20 protein-coding genes are annotated in these 20,892 nt (G+C 49.1%); 19 read left to right on the top strand and 1 reads right to left on the bottom strand.

Going from position 1 to position 20,892, the window contains the following annotated elements:
* The first annotated feature begins 133 nt into the window (after positions 1-133).
* The 19 genes from MHH28_RS07720 (at position 134) to MHH28_RS07630 (ending at position 18,570) form a co-directional block, all read left to right on the top strand.
* Positions 134-985: a hypothetical protein gene (locus tag MHH28_RS07720; protein ID WP_405113627.1), complete on the top strand. Its 852-nt coding sequence runs from the start codon at positions 134-136 to the stop codon at positions 983-985.
* A gap of 9 nt (positions 986-994) precedes the next feature.
* On the top strand, positions 995-1,441 hold the full coding sequence (locus MHH28_RS07715; protein ID WP_405113625.1) for a hypothetical protein: 447 nt from the start codon (positions 995-997) through the stop codon (positions 1,439-1,441).
* A 15-nt stretch (positions 1,442-1,456) separates the two neighbouring features.
* Positions 1,457-2,356 (top strand): Mu-like prophage major head subunit gpT family protein, encoded by a 900-nt coding sequence (locus MHH28_RS07710; RefSeq protein ID WP_405113623.1) that lies wholly within the window; start codon positions 1,457-1,459, stop codon positions 2,354-2,356.
* 13 nt (positions 2,357-2,369) lie between these two features.
* Positions 2,370-2,681 carry a hypothetical protein gene (locus MHH28_RS07705; protein WP_405113621.1) on the top strand — a complete coding sequence of 104 codons (312 nt, stop codon included), beginning with the start codon at positions 2,370-2,372 and terminating at the stop codon, positions 2,679-2,681.
* Positions 2,682-2,687: 6 nt separating this feature from the next.
* On the top strand, positions 2,688-2,894 hold the full coding sequence (locus MHH28_RS07700) for a hypothetical protein (protein WP_405113619.1): 207 nt from the start codon (positions 2,688-2,690) through the stop codon (positions 2,892-2,894).
* Between the two features lie 52 nt (positions 2,895-2,946).
* Positions 2,947-4,626 (top strand): hypothetical protein, encoded by a 1,680-nt coding sequence (locus tag MHH28_RS07695; protein WP_405113617.1) that lies wholly within the window; start codon positions 2,947-2,949, stop codon positions 4,624-4,626.
* 10 nt (positions 4,627-4,636) lie between these two features.
* Positions 4,637-4,909 (top strand): hypothetical protein, encoded by a 273-nt coding sequence (locus MHH28_RS07690; protein WP_405113615.1) that lies wholly within the window; start codon positions 4,637-4,639, stop codon positions 4,907-4,909.
* A 37-nt stretch (positions 4,910-4,946) separates the two neighbouring features.
* On the top strand, positions 4,947-5,651 hold the full coding sequence (locus MHH28_RS07685; RefSeq protein WP_405113613.1) for a hypothetical protein: 705 nt from the start codon (positions 4,947-4,949) through the stop codon (positions 5,649-5,651).
* Positions 5,652-5,660: 9 nt separating this feature from the next.
* Positions 5,661-7,058 carry a hypothetical protein gene (locus MHH28_RS07680; RefSeq protein WP_405113611.1) on the top strand — a complete coding sequence of 466 codons (1,398 nt, stop codon included), beginning with the start codon at positions 5,661-5,663 and terminating at the stop codon, positions 7,056-7,058.
* A 9-nt stretch (positions 7,059-7,067) separates the two neighbouring features.
* Positions 7,068-7,877: a hypothetical protein gene (locus MHH28_RS07675; RefSeq protein WP_405113609.1), complete on the top strand. Its 810-nt coding sequence runs from the start codon at positions 7,068-7,070 to the stop codon at positions 7,875-7,877.
* Between the two features lie 61 nt (positions 7,878-7,938).
* On the top strand, positions 7,939-8,460 hold the full coding sequence (locus MHH28_RS07670) for a hypothetical protein (RefSeq protein WP_405113607.1): 522 nt from the start codon (positions 7,939-7,941) through the stop codon (positions 8,458-8,460).
* Positions 8,461-8,551: 91 nt separating this feature from the next.
* Positions 8,552-8,632: a putative holin-like toxin gene (locus tag MHH28_RS07665; protein WP_368665038.1), complete on the top strand. Its 81-nt coding sequence runs from the start codon at positions 8,552-8,554 to the stop codon at positions 8,630-8,632.
* A gap of 272 nt (positions 8,633-8,904) precedes the next feature.
* Positions 8,905-10,503: a hypothetical protein gene (locus MHH28_RS07660; protein WP_405113605.1), complete on the top strand. Its 1,599-nt coding sequence runs from the start codon at positions 8,905-8,907 to the stop codon at positions 10,501-10,503.
* A gap of 176 nt (positions 10,504-10,679) precedes the next feature.
* Positions 10,680-10,901, top strand: a complete 222-nt coding sequence (locus MHH28_RS07655) for a transglycosylase SLT domain-containing protein (protein WP_405113603.1) — start codon at positions 10,680-10,682, stop codon at positions 10,899-10,901.
* Between the two features lie 11 nt (positions 10,902-10,912).
* A complete protein-coding gene (locus MHH28_RS07650; protein ID WP_405113601.1) occupies positions 10,913-15,169 on the top strand; it encodes a hypothetical protein in 4,257 nt (1,418 codons plus the stop codon).
* Between the two features lie 317 nt (positions 15,170-15,486).
* Positions 15,487-15,663 carry a hypothetical protein gene (locus tag MHH28_RS07645; protein ID WP_405113599.1) on the top strand — a complete coding sequence of 59 codons (177 nt, stop codon included), beginning with the start codon at positions 15,487-15,489 and terminating at the stop codon, positions 15,661-15,663.
* Positions 15,644-16,486, top strand: a complete 843-nt coding sequence (locus MHH28_RS07640; RefSeq protein ID WP_405113597.1) for an N-acetylmuramoyl-L-alanine amidase — start codon at positions 15,644-15,646, stop codon at positions 16,484-16,486. Before MHH28_RS07645 ends, MHH28_RS07640 begins: the two co-directional genes overlap by 20 nt.
* Positions 16,487-16,499: 13 nt before the next feature.
* The gene (locus MHH28_RS07635) at positions 16,500-16,769 is read left to right on the top strand and encodes a holin (RefSeq protein ID WP_405113596.1); all 270 of its coding nucleotides are present in this window, start codon (positions 16,500-16,502) and stop codon (positions 16,767-16,769) included.
* Positions 16,770-17,043: 274 nt separating this feature from the next.
* The gene (locus tag MHH28_RS07630) at positions 17,044-18,570 is read left to right on the top strand and encodes a Ppx/GppA family phosphatase (RefSeq protein WP_405113594.1); all 1,527 of its coding nucleotides are present in this window, start codon (positions 17,044-17,046) and stop codon (positions 18,568-18,570) included.
* Here the strand turns inward: MHH28_RS07630 and ppk1 are convergent.
* Positions 18,518-20,638, bottom strand: coding sequence for a polyphosphate kinase 1 (ppk1, locus tag MHH28_RS07625; RefSeq protein WP_405113592.1), 2,121 nt, complete (start codon positions 20,636-20,638; stop codon positions 18,518-18,520). The genes MHH28_RS07630 and ppk1 overlap by 53 nt on opposite strands.
* Between the last annotated feature and the right edge of the window lie 254 nt (positions 20,639-20,892).

The following is a 20,892-nucleotide window of genomic DNA, read 5'->3' as shown; positions in this document are numbered from 1 at the left end:
CTTTCTTATACCCATCTGAGGGGATGCCTCAGAATTCGGTGACAGCACACCGCCCAAAAAACTCTAGTTATCGGATCTGGCGAAAATCCGCATCATTCGTGGGCGACACGCTTAAAACGCAGGAGGTATATGCATGAAAACATCACGGCTACCTATGAATCTTCAACTCTTTGCAAGCAACTCGGCAGAGGTAGATGGGGAGACATTCGAGATTGAAGAAGATGTGGCTGAACTGGATTACGAAGTAGATGAGAGTGGCATCACTATCCCGGATGAAGAGGAAAAGAAAGAAGAATCTTCAGAAGAACATATAGATGCTGACGAATCTGACGCGGAGGATGAAGGTGCAGAGCATGAAGATCCCAAGCCAGACGGCAAAGGCAAGAACACCACAGGTAACGCTGTAATCGCCGAACGCCGAAAATGGCAGGAACGCCTTAAGGCAGCTGAAAAGAAAGGCAGTCTTGCTGACAAGCTCCTGCAAGCCACGGGAGCGCAGAGCCTGGAGCAACTAGAACAGCAACTGGACGGCCTGAAGGTTCGCCAGTATGAGGACCAGGGCTACGACTCTCAAACAGCTATGATGCTTGTGGATATGCAGCGCAAACAGGAAACGCTCAATCAGCAGCTGCGTAAACAGCAGTTTGATAATGAGGTCCAGTCACTCAAGTCCGATCCGTTCTATGGTGACATTGAGGACTGGCGCGATGAACTGGAACCCATTGCCGCACGCACTGGACAGACTCTACAAGCTGCGTATATGGCCCTGCGTGGCCGTGAGCGCATGGAAGAATACAAACGGGAGATTGAGCAGCGTGCAATGGCTGAACGGTCCAAGAAACGAAGTGCAAAGGTGGATACATCTGCTGGCGGTGGTAGCGGTGTGAAGAAAAGCAACCGCGTTCAACTCTCTGCGGATGAATTGGCTGTGGCTAAGATGGCTGGAATGTCTCCTGAAGATTACTACAAACACAAGAAGAAATGAGGGGTTTAAATGGCTAAGAGAGCATATTTCATCGGTTCGCTAGATGGTAGCGCGCCAATTTATAAAGAGGTGCCGGTTAATATCAACCAAACCATCGTTCACGGATCAATTGTGGTCAAAGCAACAAACAAAGCTTCTGTAGCGGCTGCGGCTGCGGCGGCAGGCACAGTGTGGGGCGTGGCTGTAGGTAACCTCACCACCGGGGGAACAGTGACGGATGCAGACCGCGTAAAGATTGATGTTAATCCGATGAGCGTTTACTCGCTGATGCTTAACACTACAGGTACAAAGACCAGTGTCACCAAGTCAGATGTAGGCACCCTGTATGACTTGGGTGGTAATGCTTGGACGGCAAACCTAGATGATACAACGGGCGGTTACCTGGAGTTGGTGGACACTCAGACGTATCCAGGACGAGCCAAATTCTTGATCAAAAATCGCGTACAAGTGGTCTAAGGGGGATAACACACAATGAAAATGACAAGAGATAATTTCCAATCGTTGCTGACACCTATTCACAATAAAATCATCTGGGATGAATACAATTCCCTTGAAACACAGTACACGAAGGTATTCCGCACAGAGACCATGCGCAAGAAGGAAGAGACCTTCCCTCACCTGGGTGGCTTCGGTCTGTGGGAACAAAACACTGAGGGTAACACGATCAATGAAGACGAAATGTCTGAAGGTCCAACCGCTCGCCTTGAGGCGCGCCGGTTCGACAAAGGGTATTCCGTCACTTGGGAACTTACCCGTGATGATCTGTATGGTGTACTCAAAGGCCGTGGTAAAGATGGATCTGCTCAGATGTTGGCACGCGGATTCCGTGCTACGCTGGAGACAGACACATCAAACGTTTTGAACAACGGATTCACGGTATCCGGTTATGACGGTGTGCCATTGTTCAGCGACGCGCATCCTCTGATCGACTCTACATTATCTGGTGACAACCTGATCACTGGTGAATTGACTCCTGAGAATCTGAAGCTTGCAATGACACTGATGCGTCAGCAGCGTGGTGAGGATGGAATCCTAATCCAGGCGCGTCCAAAACAACTCATTGTCGGTCCTGAAAACGAAATGACTGCACTGGAAATCACCGGATCTCTGAACAAAGCTTATGAAATGTCTAACACAAAGAACGTCATTCAAGGTCTGGAAGTCGTGGTTATGGACTACATCACTGGTCCTAAATGGTTCCTGCGTGATCCTAACTTTGACAACCTGCTGTTCGGATGGAGAGATAAGGTATTCTACGATTCCCAGCAACTGCCGAAGACAGTAGACTTCTTCATGTTTGGATTTGCCCGGTGGGACTGCACATATGTTGACTGGAGAGGTTTGATCGGAAGCACAGGCGTAGCAGCCTAAAGGAGGGTAAGATATGCCAGCAGGTAAAGGAATTGTCCTTAATGACGGCCGGACGCTGTTTAGCTCAGTGGTCGCGAATGTTAAAGCCACAATTGATTTCCCCAGTGTTGATACCGGCGCTGGGGCCACATCATCCAATATCACAGTAACCGGCGCGGTACTTGGTGATCATGTGCTCGTAGCTCCGATTATTGACACTCAGGGACTTTATGTCTTTGGTTGGGTATCGGCTGCAAATACGGTCAAGGTGCGTGCAACAAACAACACGGGAGCAGCCGTAGACCTCGCCAGTGCCGTTTACAACGTCAAAGTGTTGAGGGGTTGATAAAACGTGGAAGGGACAAATGAAAAGGTCGTAGGCGTGACGGAGGTCAAGGTGAGAGCCAAAGCTGATGGTAAGTCAAACCGAAAGCCTCACCCATATGTGCAAGCTGCAAAGGTAGATGATGACTTTTCAAAAGCTCAGAAGACTTTTGCGGAAACGTTCAACAGCATGCGCAAGCATCTGATGGATATTGGTGAAATGGATAAGAAGTAAGGACGTAGGGGGGGGCGAAATGCCTCCCTTTTTTCTATATGGGGGTGAAATAATGCCAAGAGTAAGTGAATTAATTACCCAATCCTACCTGAATGGAGATGCTGGATTAGGTCAACTACCGGCACCATTCGAAAATAGATTCGATGAAGTTAATGCGCAGTTGGCGGATATAGCGATCAACATCGGCAGTTTAGGGGCGAGAGACGCAGCGACAGACCCGGCCTTCGACAACAAAGCTATATTTGATCAAGCCTTTGCACTATTACCCAATGGCGGAACAGTGATCCTTCCCACAGGCAAAGTATTTGTAACGGACACAATTCAGATTCCTTCGGGTATTACATTAGATCTCAACGGCTCTACACTTAAGCTTAAAAGTGGCGTGGCGCAGTATCATAACGTAGTTAATATCGGTGGAGTTACAGAAGCGGTAAACGTCACTGTCCGGAACGGTAAAATCGACGGCAACCGTACAGGTCAGACAGAAGACTTTTATCACTATGGTATATATATACTGACCTGCAACGGAGTTACCGTCGAAGATGTGGAGATTGTGTCTTGTGACGGGGAAGGACTGTATATCGGATATACGGGATTCCTGGCCCGAAATGTAAATATCAGAAATATTAAACTGAGTGACAATACACGGAATGATTGGGCGATCGTGAATGTGAATGGACTGTATGCCGACACAATTATAATTGATAGCATTGCTTATAACTCTGCCAGCGTTGATTTTGAATTTCACGGTGATGGAGACTCACTTAGAAATATCTACATCAATAACCTGAGTGTTCATTCGAATGTGCAGCCCGTGAAAATGCTCACTAACGATAAGGCGGGCACACTCGAAAACATCAATATTTCGAACATTACGCTTACAGGGACGAAAGGTTTGGCTGCGCTCAATTTCGATAATGTGAAAATTACCAACCTAAAAACACAGGGACCCATTGAGTTTATCGGCTGCGAAAACTTTGATATCGGCGGGTTGGAGAGTAAGGGAGTAACGGGGAACGGCGTCTATGTATACCCCTCTGCCGCACCTAGCGTGGTTAAAAATCCGAAGAACATCACAATGACGGGTTTGGATATCAGTGGAGCTTCAGGAACTGGCTTCATCTTGCAGGGCGTGAAGACGGCGAGAATATCAGCGCTGCGTTCCTACAACAACGGCACGGACGGTATTGGCGTCTTCTTTAATAATGATGATGTGTGGCTGACCAATGTAGTGACAACCGATACACGATCCAGCGGGAAGACGCAGAAATACGGAATTAACTTTCAGGGTACAAATACGAAGCTGTCGTTCATTAATGTGATCGCTGACGGAAATCTGACAGGAAGCTATCAAAATTTCCCCATAGTTGCCTTCGAGGTTGGTCCATCAGTGTACCGTTACATTAGTCCGGACGGGTTGAATTCATTTGCGCTGGCGTTAGACAATCTATTTAACCTTCGCTGGCCGGGACAACTACAAGCCAAGCGGTACTGCATTACTGCTCAAACTGCATCAGCTAGTGTCAATGTCGGAGAGATATTCGAAGACACGGACGGCGGATTAAAATATGTTAACCGTGCGGGAGTGCTTAAAAAGACGGATAATCGCGTATCTGTCCCTGCATCTGCCTCCGCAACAGGATCGGTAGGGGATTGGGCAGCAGATTCCAGTTATTTTTATATCTGTCACGCCACAAATACATGGAAACGGGTCGGCATTTCGACCTGGTAGGGAGGACGCTATGGCGCTTATTCAAAAGATCACGCTTGAATCCGGCATGACGATAGAACAAGCCTATATTCGGGTGCAGGGCGTGAATGGCAATAAAGATCTGGCTTCGGTCAGCCTTGAAATATACGTATCGCAGCCATTGTGTGAAGAAGGGAAAGCCCCGGCCGGATACAGAAGTTATAATTTCACCCCTGATGACAGCGAAGACGCTCTGCGTTGGGACAAACAGGCGTACGAGTACTTAAAAGCCCTACCTGAATTTTCGGAATCCGTTGATGCCTAGTAGGACCCTACTACGCAATAGAAAGGAGTGAATCACCTTGCCATCCGTATCCGATTTGCTCAACACGATAGACACCACATACCGTAACAGCTACAGTCAAGCACAAAAGATTCAGTGGATGAATGAGACACAGAGGCAGATATTCCAATCCGTCAAGCACGAAGCACCACCGCATACATTTACCACTATCGCAAACATCTCACAGTATGACCTGCCAGCCGACTGCGATCCCAAAAATATCAAGAGTGTGGTCATCCAGCGCGGCATGTACCCGCAGTTTGATTACGATAATCCAACATTCGATGAGTTGCAGTTCGTTTCTATCGACTCTAATCGGTACATTGACCGCACGGGACACTGGTACAGCGTTGTAGAGAACAGCAAACTCTTCCTCAACCCTTTACCGGAGACACACAACGAAGGGTTGGTCGTATATGTCTACTACAACAAAAAGCCTGCTGCGCTTACACTCAACTCTGTACCTGACCTGGAAGAGAGCTTTCATGAGCTTCTTATCCTCGGCTGCCTGGAACGCATCGCCCGGGCGCGTGGAGAGTATGACGACAAGAACGTGTTCGCGAACGATTTCCAGGCGCTGCTGAGAGAATACCAAAAGCAGTACCGTGAACCCTACCCTGAATACAGTCCTCCCAAAGACATGCTCCCTAATCGCAGGGGGCATTCTTTAGTTAACAACCGCGGCCGGCGCAGAGTATATCCTGACGGACTGATCCCGTATTGAGGTGATATCATGGCAGTACTTAACGTGAAAACGAATAAAAGGCGCGGAGAGAGCAATTTTAGTGGCGGAATCAATACGGAGCAGTTAACGATGGATGTCGCCGACACCGAATCTACGGATGAATACGGCTGGGATACGGACAACTACCCTAGCCTAACCACCCGTAAAGGAAAAACGTCCTACGGGGCTTCTGGTGGTGCTCAGACACGCATGATTGCTTCGCTGGGCAATGCTCAACTACTCCGGGCGGTAGGTGGAACCATCCAGCGCGACAATTCCGGTACGTGGACGACCATAGGCAGCATGACAGACGCTTATTTTGACACAGCGAACTTTGAAGTGGACGGTGTTCCCTCCATTATCTTCGTCAATGGTGTGGACGCACCGCGATACTGGAACGGCACCACCTTCGCCACGCTGGGCGGAACTCCACCAGTAGGCAACTACATCACAGCAGATCCATCGCGGGTGTTTATCGCTAAGGGTGATGTGCTGTACTTCTGTGGATTCCAACAGCCTGCGGACTGGAGCAGCGCCGAAAACAGTGGGTCCGTGGAATATTACACATTCGCGGGTGGAGACATTACAGCCCTATATGGATACCGAGATATCAAGTACCTGTTTAAACGCGATAGCATGGCAGGCCTGTACGGGGTCAATTACTTTGATTACAAAATCGTGGAAATCTCTAATTCTATCGGCTGTGTCAGCAATCGAACGGTCCAGGAGGTCAACGGACGCCTGATCTTCCTCGGTCAGAATGATGTGTACCAATTCACCGAGGGGAATCCCACGCCGATCGGCAGTAAGGTCCGGTCCTACCTGAACCGCATTAATCAAGCTCAGATCGACAAATGCAATGCTTTCAGCGATGAACATCGGTATTATCTCAACCTTGTCATTGACGGCGCATCAGAACCTAACATTCGGCTGGTGTTCGATACCCGGTATAACATCTGGCGGGTCTGCGCTCTGGGGGAAACCTTCCGTGCCGGTGAGCAGTTCAACAATGTTCTATACGTAGGAGACGCTTCAGGACAGACCTACAAGGTCAATACAGGCACCACAGACAACGGGGCTGCAATCCCTTGGCTAGTCACCTCCAAGGCCTTTGACGAGGGAATAGGAGAGGCTGAGAAGGAATACAAAGAGTTGCACCTACAGGGTAACTTTCCGGACGGAACAACATTGACCGTCAGCGTCTCAATGGCAGACCGCGGGGAATCATTTGTACCTATCTCTTACAATCCACTCGGCACCGGGTCTGTGTCGCTCAACAAGAATCTCATTATCCCACTGGACACCATCCCACTCACCTACTGGATGCGCTACAGGGTAGCTGGTACCGGTCCTGTCTCCATCTACGATTTGCAGCGTTACTTTAAAGTCTGCCGTGTGCAGCATTAAGGAGGATTTATGCCTACACCACAAATACCTAAAGTAAGCTCAGACGCTACTCTCGATGAACTGAGAGACGGAATCATCGGTACGCACCGATACTTAACCTATCTACTCTCCACCCTGGACACACTGAACATCAACCGGCTAGACGCTAAAGTCGTAATCGCAGAGAGCATCACCGCCGGGAAGCTTGCGGCAGATTCCGTGGAGACCAAAAACCTACAGGCTGGCGCCATTACAACAGAAAAGATCAACGCTGGCGCCGTCACCGCAGATAAAATCACGGTTGGTCAACTGTCGGCAATCACAGCAGACCTGGGGCATATCACGGCCGGATTGATCGAGTCTATAGAAATCTATGGATCGTATATTGCCACTCGTAGAAATGCGTTCCCTAGGGCTGAGATCAATAACACCGGGGACTTGCTGGCGGTTTACACGGATGCGAACAATTACTTAACTGTAGAACCTGGTATTACCAATGAACCTACGATTACATTTCGTAACGGCGGGGATGTCATTATGATTCTTGGACCTGCATTTGGATTTACGGGACTACTAGCAAACACTACTCTTGTGGTAGGCTCCCAATCAGGGTTAACTAATATCATATGTGGAAGCTCTGGGTATGTTGCTGTCCCTTCCTGGAGTAAAGTATTAAATTCTGAAACAGCGGTAACTTTACAGGATGAACTAGACGCAATCTGGGCTGCGATAGCAGGAAAGGCGAATATTTCGCACAGTCACTCAGTTACGATTCCTAACCATAACCACGGAAACCCTGATAACTTGAATAGCGGTGGTGGAACATTTACAGTTTCCTGATTGCAAAATATACCAGCATTCGCCGATAATAAAAATAACTATTATTTAGGGGGATGTTATTTTGAAGAAATTTGTTTCTGGTGTTATTGTTGGCGCCTTCTTGTTCGCGGGTGTATCTGCATTTGCTGATTCTTCAAGTCTTATCGGACAAAAGGTACAAGGATTGTTCGCTGTAGAAAAGGGTGGTACTAAAATAGCAGACGCTGTAATCATCAACGGATCAGCCTACGCTCCGGTGCGCGCGGTATCACAAGCAGCCGGGGTGGGTCTGACTGTAGAAGGGAAGACTATTAAAATGAGCGAACCAACCGCAACGCCAGAAGTGATGGCTAATCCTGAGCCAATGGAAACACCTACTTCAGTAGAAACCACCAATAGGCCAACGATTTCTCCTGAAAAGGCTAAAGAACAAAAGATTGCTTCTTTTAAAAGTAAATTAGCTACTATAGCTGGAAGTATCGCAATGACTGAAGCTCAACTCAGAGACAAACCCGACAACGTTGAGTATCAGAAGAAACTTGCCGACCTAAAGGCGCAATATGCTGAACTCCAAGCCCAACTCGCGGAGCTGCAAGGACAATAAAAAGACCATACTCCAATAGAGTACAGTCTGCTATAATAATCCAGTACAACACACCTTGAGTGGGTGGCCCTCTCCGAAAGGAGGTGAGGCCATGAACATTTCGTTCGGTGAATTACTAACCTTCGGGATCTTTCTCGTAGCGTTGTTAACATACATCGATAAACGAAAATGACCCCACTCTATGGTATCCGCCAGGGTGTAGGGTCATTTCTTTGGTCAACACGATCCAAGAGGTGCTTCCACTCAAGATGCTTGTGCTGGAGACGGTTGGTGGACCGTCTCTATTTGAGTTTATCTTAACACAACCATTTTTATGCAGCAAGGACCAGGATGATACAAAAATAATCAAAAAGTATTGCCTACGGGTGATACACTGTAAGTAACATAAGATCGGACAAGAGGACTCCACACGGGGTCCTTTTTGCATGCAAAGGAGGGTAATTTATGGCAGTACTCACAAATAAACCGACTGCTGGAGCAGCGCCTAAAGTCCCAACAAGCACAGCCCAAGCTGTCGCAGCAACCAATCCAGCAGCGCAGGTCGCAGCCCCGGCTAACGTATCTCCTAATAGCGCATACGGCATACAAACCCGGCAAGCGCTCAACAACATGGGCGTGGATAATCAGCGGATCGGATTCCAGAACGGATATGTCACGATAGATGGGCAGAACATATTCAAGCCGGGCGTAAATCAGAACGGTGTATCTTACGTCAACCAGGCGATGTTGAATTCGCAACAGGGTAATATAAACCAATTGAATAACGCCTATAAGCTTACGCAGCAAGTGGTCAACCCGCAATCCGTGGTTAACCCTTACGATTCACAAATCACGCAGCAACTGGCCGCGCTTAACCAACCGGTAGCGGCCAATCCGTACGACAATCAGATTGCAGATGTACTAGCGCAGCTTACCCAACGTATCAACAACCCTACACCGTATGATCCTTACTCCTCACCGGAGTATGCAGCACAGCAGGCCGCAGCCCAGAGAGGTGCGCAGCAGAGTACACGGGCCGCGCAGGAGTCACTCGGGGCTTCCGGGTTTGGGCGATCTAGCAACCTTTCAGACCGAGCGCAGGGTATCCAGAATCAGGCGAATGAATACATGCAGTTGCAGGTTATCCCACAGCTAATCTCAGCCAATCAAGCGCAACAGCAGCAGGGATTGGCTAACTTATCCTCCCTGGTTAGCGCACTGTCCGGACAACAAGGAGTATATGAAAACCGAGCGCAGAGTGACCGGTCTAATCAGTATAATATCCTGGAAGCGTTGATGAACCAACAGGGAGTTAATGATACGCGGAGCCAAAATCAGTTCAGTAATGCGAACACAGCGCTGAACTATCTGGCAGATCAGAATCAGCGCGGCATCGATAACACTCGCAATCAGCGTAACGACAACCTGAATGCAGCCAACCTTGTGAGCCAGTTGACCGGCAGAGTGGTGAATCCGCAAACCGATTGGCAGGGTCTGTTTCGCCAAGCTTCCAACTCAAATGCACCGCTTACTGCAGATCAGCAGAATGCACAGTTTAACCAGAACCTTCAAACCAGACAGCAGACTTTCAACGAAGGACAGCAGAACTGGAGTAACCAGTTTGACCAAGCTAAGTTTGATGAAGACACACGCCGGTATGGTCTGGATTACGCGCTTCAGCAGCAGCAAATTAACATATCTGGCATGAATGCGAATACCTCTCGCACTGGAAGTGATGCCAGCATTGCAAATTCTCAATTTGGTCAGTTGATGGATGTGTGGAAGGCCAACGGAACGGCGCCCTCGGGATTAGAAGGTTTTGGGATTAAAGCAGGAACTCCATACTCTACAGGAGCAGCAGCAAAGGCGCAGGATGCCGTAACTGCTGAATCGTATGCTACATCATACCTAGATAAGAGTGTGAACCGTGACGATGATGGAAATATCACTAATCTTAATGATATAAAGGCTCAAATTCTACAATCTGGACTTCCGGACAGTGATATTGCAAAACTCTATTCTCGTTATGGCATTCCCCTTCCGGCTGGTTACTCGGGAAACTGAGTAGCCCCAGTACATCAGGATCAAAATCCAGTATTGGGGCTTATGACAACTACTATAAGGCAGCCAAAGATGCAAAGGGTAACTTCAAAGCTTATGGAAATGCAAGCAGTGCTGTATCACAAGCACTTAAAACTCTTGGACTCTCTGAGGATTGGTTGCAGCCTACGCTTGAATTGGTGGCCCGTGAATCATCGTTCAATCCTAATGCGAAGAATCCCAAATCTACCGCAGCGGGGTTATTTCAGTTTCTGGATGGCACCCGCAAAAACTACGGTGGCAGCAGCGTGAACTGGTCAGATCCATACCAGCAGGCGGTTGCTGGACTAAAGTATATTAAAGATCGTTACGGCAACCCGGTAAAGGCGCTTCAATTTTGGGATAAAAACAACTGGTATTAGGAGGTGCTAAAGTGGCTAGTGCATTTGATGAAGAACGTAAGAAGCTAGGAATTACCACATACAGCAATACTAAATCCTCCATGAGCGCATTTGATGCAGATCGGATGGATTTAGGATTGATGCCAGATACCAGACCAAAAGCAGAAGCTCGGCAGCTGGAACCACCAAAAACGCAAGCGCAATCTCACGACTTTGGAAACCGCGCCGGAGATATATTCTCCGGTAAGCTTCCAGCATCACAATTGCTTACCGTTGGTACTGGTGGTCCTAAAAATGCGAGTAACTTGTTGGATGCAAAAATTGATCCTAACACCGAATACGCTATTCAACAGAAGAGAATAAACAACACGCAGTCACCTTCAGACAACCCGATTATCACTAATATTGTTGAAGGCGTAAAGAATGCAGCAAGTAATCTGAACTATTTAACTCGAAACACAAAAGCAGGGAGGTTTGTATCCAACTCTCTTTCAGGTAATTCTGGGGTTGTACAGCGCGACTCTACTGGAAGCAAAGCAGCAGATAAGGTATCTGATGTCATAAATACATTCGTAACTCCACTTTTAGAGCAGTCAGGTGCTCCATATGGACAAGGGATCATTGGAAGCACTTATAAAGCGGCAGGTAAATTAGCAAACACGAAACCTGTAATGCAATATGCAGACTATTTAAGTAACTCGTTGCTTCGTAGTTCTCTTATACCAAATGCGAGCAAAGAAATAGCAGATAAAGTCGCAAGGGTGATTTTAACAGAGACTGTGGCTGGGGCCCCACAAGGAGCCGGTTTCGGGTTAATGCAGGGTCAGGACAGCACTGAAGAGATTATAAATAATGCTAAGTTAGGTTCAGCCGCAGGTGGTTTACTGGCTGGAGGAGGAGCTATATTATCTGAAGCAGCTGGTTCACTGGCTTCTGGTTTACGCGGTCGCGTTCCAGGACCAGCAGCACCTGAAATTGACACATCCACTTCTACCCTTGAAAGACAGGCGCGGCCATCTTCTGAAATGTCTGTTAGAACAAGTACAGCACCTGACTACACAGTCCCGGCCAACGATGCTGAGTATCAAACGCTGTTTAAAAGGATTCAGCAAGGAACGGAGGGCGGGAACCAATCGTTACTGTCTCGTGTCGCTAATGATATAAAATCCCGTGGCGGCCTACAGAGTGTCGATGAATTGAAGGACATCGGAGAGAACGTGCTATCGGCTAAAGCTCGCGGAATGAGTGAGACTGAAGCACTGGACCGGATGCAGAACTTCATTGAAGGATATGGTCCAGTTAAACAGACATCGGATATTGTTGTAGAGCCCTTGCAACTGGCTAGAAAAGATCAAATTCCACCATCAGACACACCAATTCCGGTTACTGAGGCAACTCCAGGAGCTCCGAAACAACGGGGGTTTACCGAGACGCTGAAGGCATCAGATAAGACACCAGAGCCACTTAAAGCGAAACTGAACAATGAATACCAGCCTATCACCAACCTGGAAACCGTCAAGGCTGCAAACGAACGTGTGGCCCGGGATGTGAGCAATGAAACAAACCGTATCCTTGGGACAACTAAATTCAGCGCAGAGGATTCTGTGGTTGCGCAGCGACTAATTGACCATTACAACAAGCAAAACAACTATGAAATGTCTGTTAATATTGCGGATAAAATCGCCACAGAAGCCACAAAAGCAGGGCAGTTTATCCAATCGCTGTCGATATATGACCGCCTTACGCCAGAAGGTGTACTGATCCACGCACGCCGGATTGCCAATAAGGTCAACGAGACAGCATCAAAGCTTGGCAAACAGGCTGAGGTTACGCCCAAGATGGCTGAAGATATTGTCAGCCTTGCGGGAGTCACGCAGAAAATGACCGGGGTTAAGGATCTGTCGAGCAATGTAATCGACATCCTAGAGAGAGCAAAATCAGGCGAAAAACTTACATCCAATGAAGCTAGCCAGTTGGAACGATTCGTGAAGGAATCTAAGCAGTTTATCAAAGAGACAACCAAACCTGCAAAGCCTCCCAAAGCGCCTACAGCGCCTAAAGATAAACGGGTTAGGGATAATGTGTCCTCATTCTTGGATGCTCAGGAACAGGCCGCTAAGGAGCGCTTAAGAGCAAAGGGAATACGTATTAGTTCGACCCCACTTGATATCTGGGCGGATTATGCTGTAATTGGTGCAGCTAAGATGGGAAAGGGCGTAATCAAATTCGCGGATTGGTCCGAGCAGATGGTTAAAGATCTGGGCGAGGATATTCGTCCGCAGCTTACACGGTTATATGAAAGCTCTAAAGATGCGTTTAACCTGACTAGCAAGAAGATAGGCCGGGAAACCATCAGTGATGCTGAACGACTTGCACAGAAGGTTATCAAGGAAAAACAGCTCACGGGAGAAGAGGCAGAATCCCTGCTGAATATTGCTCAACGTGTATCTGCGCTATCTGGTGAAGCCAAGCGTACCGCCTCCCAAGATCTACAAACGATACTCCAGTCGCTGGATAAGCCATCATTGTTACGAAAAATCGCCAGCGCACAGACACAGGCGCAACTCCTTAACCCGAAGACTCAGGTCCGTAACGTGCTGGGCAATGAGTTGTTTTATCGACTGGAGCGAATCAATAAGTATGTGTCTACGCCGATTGATATTGCTAGGTCCAAACTTACCGGATCTGACCGTACTGTTACCTTTAGAAGCTTCAATCAGGGTAAGTACTGGTCAAACTGGTTAAAGGGCGGCAGCGCCGGAGCGCGTGGGGTTAACATCAACGGTCTGGAGACGCAGTTTGACCTTGCAAGCCCTGCATTTACCGGGAAGTATAATCCTTTGCGGTACACAGAAAAAGCCCTTGGAGCGTCTCTCAGAAGCTTTGACAATGCAGCATATAGCCGGGCGGTTAATAAGTCTCTCGGAGAAATGGCAACGCTGGATGCAATCAACAGCGGTGTTAAACCTACCAAAGAGTATGTACAGAACTTCATCGCCAAAGCAGACGACAATGTGCGGCAACTTGCGGACAACTATGGTAAGTATGTGACCTTTCAGGATAACAATCTCATTTCTCAGGGACTGACCAAGTTCAAGCGTGGCCTGAATTTGGGCAAAGACTTCGGCTTCGGAGATTTGGTACTAAAGTATCCAAAAACACCGGGCGCATTGTTGGCCCGTGCACTTGAATACAGCCCGGCCGGATTTATTCGCAGTGCTTGGCAAGTCGCTAAGCCGATCTTTAGAAATGGTGTGGAAAAAGATCCTGCTGCGGTTGTCCAAGGGTTATCCCGGGCTATCATCGGCACATTTGGCCTTAGCGGGCTGGGATACTACCTGATCCAGAATGACATTCTGACAGGGCAAGCCAACAAAGACCGCGATATCAGATCATTGCAGTCAGCAGCCGGGCAGGGACAATATCAAGTCAACTTATCAGCGCTTGAACGATTTGTGAAGAGTGGATTTGACCCAAATGCAGGCAAAATCAAAGAAGGAGACCTTCTTTACAACTATGACTGGATGCAGCCGGTATCTGTGGCTATCTCAATGGGCGCAAATATCCAAAAGAACATGAGTAACAATGAATCAAAGGGCAAGGTAGCAACTGGTGCACTGGGTGCAGCGTATGACAGTTTTGCAGGCGGACTGAATACACTCACTGAGCAATCAGTGCTGCAAGGCTTGGCGAGAGCTGCTGAAGGTTACCCCGGCCAGACGGTGACGGATAAAATAGCCGATGTTCTGTCGGATGTACCGGCATCGTTTATCCCGACCATCTTTAATCAGGTCAAGCAACTCACTGACAATACCAAACGTGAGACAACAGATCCGACTTTGCTTGAACAGACGCTTAACAAGGCTCAGGCAAAAATTCCTGGGCTGGCTGGGAAACTGCCGAAGAAATACGATTCGCTGGGTAACGAACAGCAACACTACCAAAATAACAGCGCTGCGAACGTATTCCTTAATCCGGGATTCCCATCGCGTTACAAACTATCTGATGAGGCACGGATGATTGTTGATTTGATTGCAGAAACCGGAGACGAAGGAATTGCGCCGCGCGTGCCTAACAAGAAGCTTGACGGCACTCCACTTACCGGCGAAGAGTTCTCGCGTCTGTCTCAGTTGCAGGGTGAAAATACCCGGAATAGCTTGGGTAAAGTTAAAGAGTCTTTATCCAACAAGTCGAAGATTAAGAGCATCAAAAAGAAATTGACCACATCCGGCCAAAAAGCAAGAAAAGAACTCGAAAAAGAGTTCCCGAGATTGCAGGCTAAGCCATGAGGTATATTGAATTTGACGAAACCGAATTTCAAGATGGCCTAACCTTCTGGGCGCTGGACTGGATCGCGCACCTATACGGGGCAGAGATGGCGGAGTTACTTGACCCGGAGGTGGTGCCGGTAGATGTTAGCAATAATTCAGTATCTGTTATACGACCTGCCATACTTCCTGTACAAAACTGCGGATAACTTCAAGTGGGACGGGTTGATCATATTTACTGTGTACCAAATCGGACGAATCAGCGGAATGCGCCTCTTCAGAAATTACCTGGAGAGGCATTTTCCATATTTCCAGAGTGAGGAGGTACAGTTTAAGGCGTGGACAATCAAACAGGTCGTAAAATTGGGCGGAGATCCGTTCCTACCGCAAAAAGAATACCGTGGTGCTGGACGTTCAAAGAGATTGCCAGCGAGGAATTTAATTACATCATCGACATTATCACAGGGGGCAAGCGCCCCGGAAAGGCGGTACCCGATGAAGACAGTCATAATTGACGGTGGACACGGCAAGAAAGACCCGGGTGGAAATGGAGCTACCGGTAAGCTGGAGAAAGACTTTAATCTCTCCATGGTGCTGAAGATCAACGAGTTGCTGAAAAAGAACCCGGAGATTAAAGTAATCCTCACGCGCTCAACAGACGTATTTGTGGAGCTTGTAGATCGCGCCAAGATCGCCAATAAAGCGAAGGCAGACGTATTCCTGTCTATCCATGCGAACGCCGGTGAAGCATCTGCTAAAGGCTCTGAGACGCTATACACCAAGGACATGGACAAACCCTTCGCGACCATCATCCATAAATACCTGATGTCCGTAACCGGTCTGACCGACCGAAAATGCCGGTATCAGAACCTATCGGTATGCCGGAACACGACGATGCCCGCCGCGCTGATCGAGCCGGGTTTTTTAACGAATCCGGCAGAGGAAGAATTGCTCTTTAATGAAGAGTTTCAAAATCGGCTTGCTGTAGCGATGGCTCAAGGCATCTGCGAATACCTGGGCGTGCAGTACGGAGTACGAGTTACCCCGCCCGGTACGTATCCAGTACCAATATTGATCGGAGACATGTCACCGTTTGACGGGCTGCTGATCGAAGGTAAGAGTTGGGTCCCGGCTAAGCTAATCCTGAACGCCCTGGGCGCTCGCTGGTCCTACGCGCTGCGGAGTGTGTACGTAGGCGACACCAAGGTAGACACGAAGAACTATGATGGCACCAGCTACATTAAAGGTACAGACCTGCGGGACCTTGGTGTGGTCCGCAATGTATTTCTTGACCCGGATGCCGTCAACACCAAACGCGTACTCATTTACACATTATAAGGAGGGATTTAAAATGAATGATGCATTGAACCAAGTGCTGGCTTTGGCGACTGCCCTTACTGTATTCGTTACTGTGGTCCTGAACGGCGTGAAGGCTACCGTTACTCTTCCCAAGAACTTAATCCCTGTAATCGGTATTGCGATCGGTTTAGGAGTGGGCGCAGCATCGTACATCTTCACTGACTTGGAATTGATCTACCGTCTATGGGCGGGGGCTATTGCGGGATTCTCTGCTACAGGTCTGTATGAGCTACAGAAAAATAATCCGGGCACCACGAAATAACAAAGAGGCCATCCTTAACCGGGTGGCCTTTTTTCATGAAGTTATCCACATTGTGGACAAAAAAGTTACTCGGGTAACATTTCGGGTAACAAAATATACGGATACGCCATTATATAAACGTGAAGATGTTGCAAATCTATTCGCTACGAATTCCTTGTAAAAGTCGAAATAGTGGCTATTTACTTGGACGAGATGTATAGAACGCAAATATGTTGCAAACGTTGTATGATATAGTATACGAATGATCAATCTACTTGAAAGGGAGTACATACAGATGAGAGATGATCTTTGCCGGATCGGCATTATTGATATTGGTTCCAACTCCATACGACTTGTAATATATGACACGACACAGGCAGGCGGCTACAAAATCATCAAGGAATGTAAGTACTCTGCCCGGCTCAGCGAGAAAATTACGAAGGAAGGCAGGCTGGAGAAGAAGGATATGGATACGATTATCCCTGTTCTTCACCAGTTCAAGGAGATTTGTGATGATTTTGAAGTGGATAACATCCGTGCCGGAGCTACCGCCGCCATCCGTAATGCAGCGAACTCAGCCGAGATCATCACCTATCTGTCTGATGCTTCCTCCATCCGGATTGAAGTTGTCAGCGGGCATCAGGAGGCGTATTTCGGCTTCCTTGGGGTGATCAATGCTTTTGATGTCCAGGATGGCTTCGTGATTGATATCGGAGGGGGCAGTACCGAGGTGACCTTATTCCGCGGACGGCGTTATCAGCAGAGCATCTCGTTCCCGTTCGGTGCAGTGAATACGAATCAGATGTTCAGCCAGGGCGGCAACTGGAATGCAGACCAGATCCGCAAGCTGCAATTATACGTAACCGGGAGGCTGGTGGAGCACGACTGGCTTACAACAGGCGGTGGGCTGCCCTTGTACGGACTAGGCGGAACGCTGCGCTCACTGGCGAAGCTGGATCAGCGGAGCCGGGAGTATTCGCTGCCTAATTCCCATGGCTATGTGCTGGAGAAGGAGACGATCGAACGGTTCATGGAGGTTTTGCCCGCGACCCCGTTTGAGAAGCGCAAGGAGCTGGACGGGCTGTCCAAAAGCCGGGCGGATATCATCGTGTCGGGGCTGATTATTTTTCATACCGTCTATCATTATATTGGAGCCAGCCGGGCACTGATCAGCGGAGAAGGCCTGCGTGAGGGGATGCTGCATGATCTGCTTGAGCCGGAGCAGCCGGTGCGTGACAGCGCGCTGGAATACAGTCTGGATACGATTATCCGCTTCGATATCCGTACCTCCAAGCGGCATCTCGACCATATTTACAAGCTGGCGCTAAGCCTGCTGGGGGCCTTTGAGCGGGAAGGGGACCGGGAGGAGCATGAGATGCTGGTCTATGTGGCGATCATGCTGCACCGGACAGGCTCGAACATTAACTATTATCAATCCAAGCGGCATACCCACTACTGGCTCATGAATTCACCCATCCGCGGTCTGACGCACCGTCAGCTGATTCTCAGTGCGTACATTGCCTCCTACAGCACAAAAAGCCGGAAGCAGAAATTGTCCCTGGTACACAAGGACATTTTGCTGGCTTCCGACGAGGAATGGATTCATAAGCTGGGTACACTGGTGCAGCTCAGCATTGCGCTCGACAGTACCGAGATTGGCATTGTCAGCGGGCTGAAGTCCCGTCTGCATAACCATACGCTGGACCTGGAGCTTCAGGGCGGACAGGTGCTAATCGGCCTGGAGGACATTGAGAATGCGCTCAAGGCCTTCAGGAATGCTTGGTCGGTGAAGGTAAAGCTCGGCTTCCCTTCCAGCGGGTAACATCCATAGCGGCGAACTGGCTCCGGAGCGGGGCCTTTTTGTCGTCTATCCGTTCATAATATCCGTTCGGCTGAAGGAAGCTGGATTTGACATTGTCCATCAGCGACAGATCCAGAATCTTGACGATCTGATCGCGGATGCCGCTATCCTTCACCGGACACATCAGCTCGATCCGCCGGGTCAGATTCCGGGTCATCCAATCGGCACTGGACAGATAGACCTCGGGATCGCCGCCGTTCTCGAAGTAGTAGATGCGGGAATGCTCCAGGAAGCGGTCCACAATACTGCGCACCGTTATCCGATCACTAAGCCCTTCAATCCCCGGACGCAGGCAGCAGACCCCCCGGACGATCAGATCTATGGATACTCCCGCCTGGGCTGCGCTGTACAGATAATCAATAACCTCCTGGTTCGACAGGGAGTTCATCTTGGCGATAATCCGTGCAGGTCTGCCTGCGGCGGCATGCTCGGCCTCACGCAGAATCAGCTTCTGGAGCGACAGGCTCATATTGGTCGGCGCTACTATGAAGGAATTCCAGTTGTAATTGGCGGAGTAGCCGGTCATCTGATTGAACAGCTCGGACGCATCCAGGCCAATCTCATGATTGGCGGTGAACAGGCTGAGGTCGGTATAGGCCTTGGCTGTGCTGTCGTTGTAGTTGCCGGTTCCCACGTGAACATAGCGGCGCAGCTCCGGGCCTTCCTGGCGGACGATCAGGGTGACCTTGGCATGGGTCTTCAGGCCAACAAGGCCGTAGACCACGTGACAGCCGGACTGCTCCAGCTTGCGCGCCCAGGCGATGTTGCGTTCCTCATCGAAGCGGGCCTTCAGCTCCACGACCACCGTAACCTGCTTGCCCGATTCGGCCGCATTGGCGAGGGCAGTGATCAGCGGAGAATTGCCGCTGACCCGGTACAGCGTCATCTTGATCGCCATCACCTGCTCATCCTCGGAGGCCTGGATAATGAAATCCGCCATCGCATCGAAGGATTCGTACGGATGATAGACCAGCACATCGCGCCCGCTCAGCACCTCGAAGAAATCCTCATTCTCATCGAACTCCGCCGGATACATCGGCTCGACAGGCGGATAGAGCAGGTAGCTGAAGCCCTTCAGGCTACCGGTGAAGCTGCGCAGGAAGCCAAGATCCAGCGGACCTTCAATTTCAAACATGAAATCCTCAAGCTCGAATTCAGCCTGCAATTGCTCCAGTGCGTAGGGATGAATGCCTTTTTGTACTTCCAGGCGGGCCGGCACGCCGCGGCGGCGTTTGCGCAGTTCCTTCTCAATCTCCTCCAGCAGATCCTCCGCGCCCTCTTCATCAATCGTCAGATCGGAATTGCGGGTCAGGCGGAATTCGCTGACTGCTACAGGATCATAACCGCTGAACAAGGTCTGGATATGATGGCGGATCACATCTTCAATGAAGACGAATTGCCGTTTTTTGCTGTTCGAGCGGTGAGGCAAGGGAATGCAGCGCGGCAGATTGGACGGAATCTGCAGAATGGCAAAGTAAGGCTCATCCTCCTGGCTGTTCTTCCGTGTCAGCACAACGGCCAGATAGATGAACTGGCTGTGTACCAGCGGGAACGGACGGCTCTGGTCCACGGCCATCGGGGTCAGCACAGGGAAAATAATATCACGGTAGTATTCCTCGATCGACTGCTCCTGCGCCGGTGTTAGATCCTCATAGTCAACGAAAACAATGCCCTCTTTATGCAGGCTGCGTGAAATATCCTTAAAAGTGCGGTACTGGTCGGCGACGATTTTGCTCACCCGTTTGCTGAGGCGTTTATAGAGGCCGGAGGGGGTGTAGCCGGTGAAATCCTTTTTGGTATATCCCGCCCGGATCTGATCCTGGATGCCCGCTACCCGGACGCTGATGAACTCATCCAGGTTACTTGACACAATGGCCAGGAATTTGGCCCGCTCGATCAGCGGGTTCTCCGGGTCCTGTGCCTCGCCGAGCACGCGGCGGTTGAACTCGATCCAGCTGAGGTCACGGTTAAGATAGGCTGTTGCTGGACTAATACTGCTTGTTTTTTTCTCATCTGTATTCACGTTCATGGACCCTCCAAGGTTGCTTCAATGTCTACTTAAGATATCGTATTAGTTCATTCTACTATTTGCTTAAGCGAGAAATGTTAAAACTGTGTAAAATTTTTGCGAATAATCAGGAAACATGGCATATCTCTGTCGAGTTCCGTTGTAATTATTAAGAATATGTAATATTTTCATTTACGGAAACGCTTTATTAAAGGAAAATTATTTCCAAGAGTAACAAAAACCTAGCCAATGGTTACAAAGTTGTGATATATTCA

It is taken from the genome of Paenibacillus sp. FSL K6-1217, assembly GCF_045040735.1.
GTDB lineage: Bacteria > Bacillota > Bacilli > Paenibacillales > Paenibacillaceae > Paenibacillus_AQ.
This window is presented reverse-complemented; position numbering and strand designations above follow the sequence as displayed.

What these genes read in the sequence shown, in the direction of transcription:
- MHH28_RS07720 (WP_405113627.1), top strand. Translation starts at nt 134, where the DNA reads ATGAAAACATCACGGCTACCTATGAATCTTCAACTCTTTGCAAGCAAC.
- MHH28_RS07715 (WP_405113625.1), top strand. Translation starts at nt 995, where the DNA reads ATGGCTAAGAGAGCATATTTCATCGGTTCGCTAGATGGTAGCGCGCCA.
- MHH28_RS07710 (WP_405113623.1), top strand. Translation starts at nt 1,457, where the DNA reads ATGAAAATGACAAGAGATAATTTCCAATCGTTGCTGACACCTATTCAC.
- MHH28_RS07705 (WP_405113621.1), top strand. Translation starts at nt 2,370, where the DNA reads ATGCCAGCAGGTAAAGGAATTGTCCTTAATGACGGCCGGACGCTGTTT.
- MHH28_RS07695 (WP_405113617.1), top strand. Translation starts at nt 2,947, where the DNA reads ATGCCAAGAGTAAGTGAATTAATTACCCAATCCTACCTGAATGGAGAT.
- MHH28_RS07690 (WP_405113615.1), top strand. Translation starts at nt 4,637, where the DNA reads ATGGCGCTTATTCAAAAGATCACGCTTGAATCCGGCATGACGATAGAA.
- MHH28_RS07680 (WP_405113611.1), top strand. Translation starts at nt 5,661, where the DNA reads ATGGCAGTACTTAACGTGAAAACGAATAAAAGGCGCGGAGAGAGCAAT.
- MHH28_RS07675 (WP_405113609.1), top strand. Translation starts at nt 7,068, where the DNA reads ATGCCTACACCACAAATACCTAAAGTAAGCTCAGACGCTACTCTCGAT.
- MHH28_RS07665 (WP_368665038.1), top strand. Translation starts at nt 8,552, where the DNA reads ATGAACATTTCGTTCGGTGAATTACTAACCTTCGGGATCTTTCTCGTA.
- MHH28_RS07660 (WP_405113605.1), top strand. Translation starts at nt 8,905, where the DNA reads ATGGCAGTACTCACAAATAAACCGACTGCTGGAGCAGCGCCTAAAGTC.
- MHH28_RS07640 (WP_405113597.1), top strand. Translation starts at nt 15,644, where the DNA reads ATGAAGACAGTCATAATTGACGGTGGACACGGCAAGAAAGACCCGGGT.
- MHH28_RS07635 (WP_405113596.1), top strand. Translation starts at nt 16,500, where the DNA reads ATGAATGATGCATTGAACCAAGTGCTGGCTTTGGCGACTGCCCTTACT.
- MHH28_RS07630 (WP_405113594.1), top strand. Translation starts at nt 17,044, where the DNA reads ATGAGAGATGATCTTTGCCGGATCGGCATTATTGATATTGGTTCCAAC.
- ppk1 (WP_405113592.1), bottom strand. Translation starts at nt 20,638, where the DNA reads ATGAACGTGAATACAGATGAGAAAAAAACAAGCAGTATTAGTCCAGCA.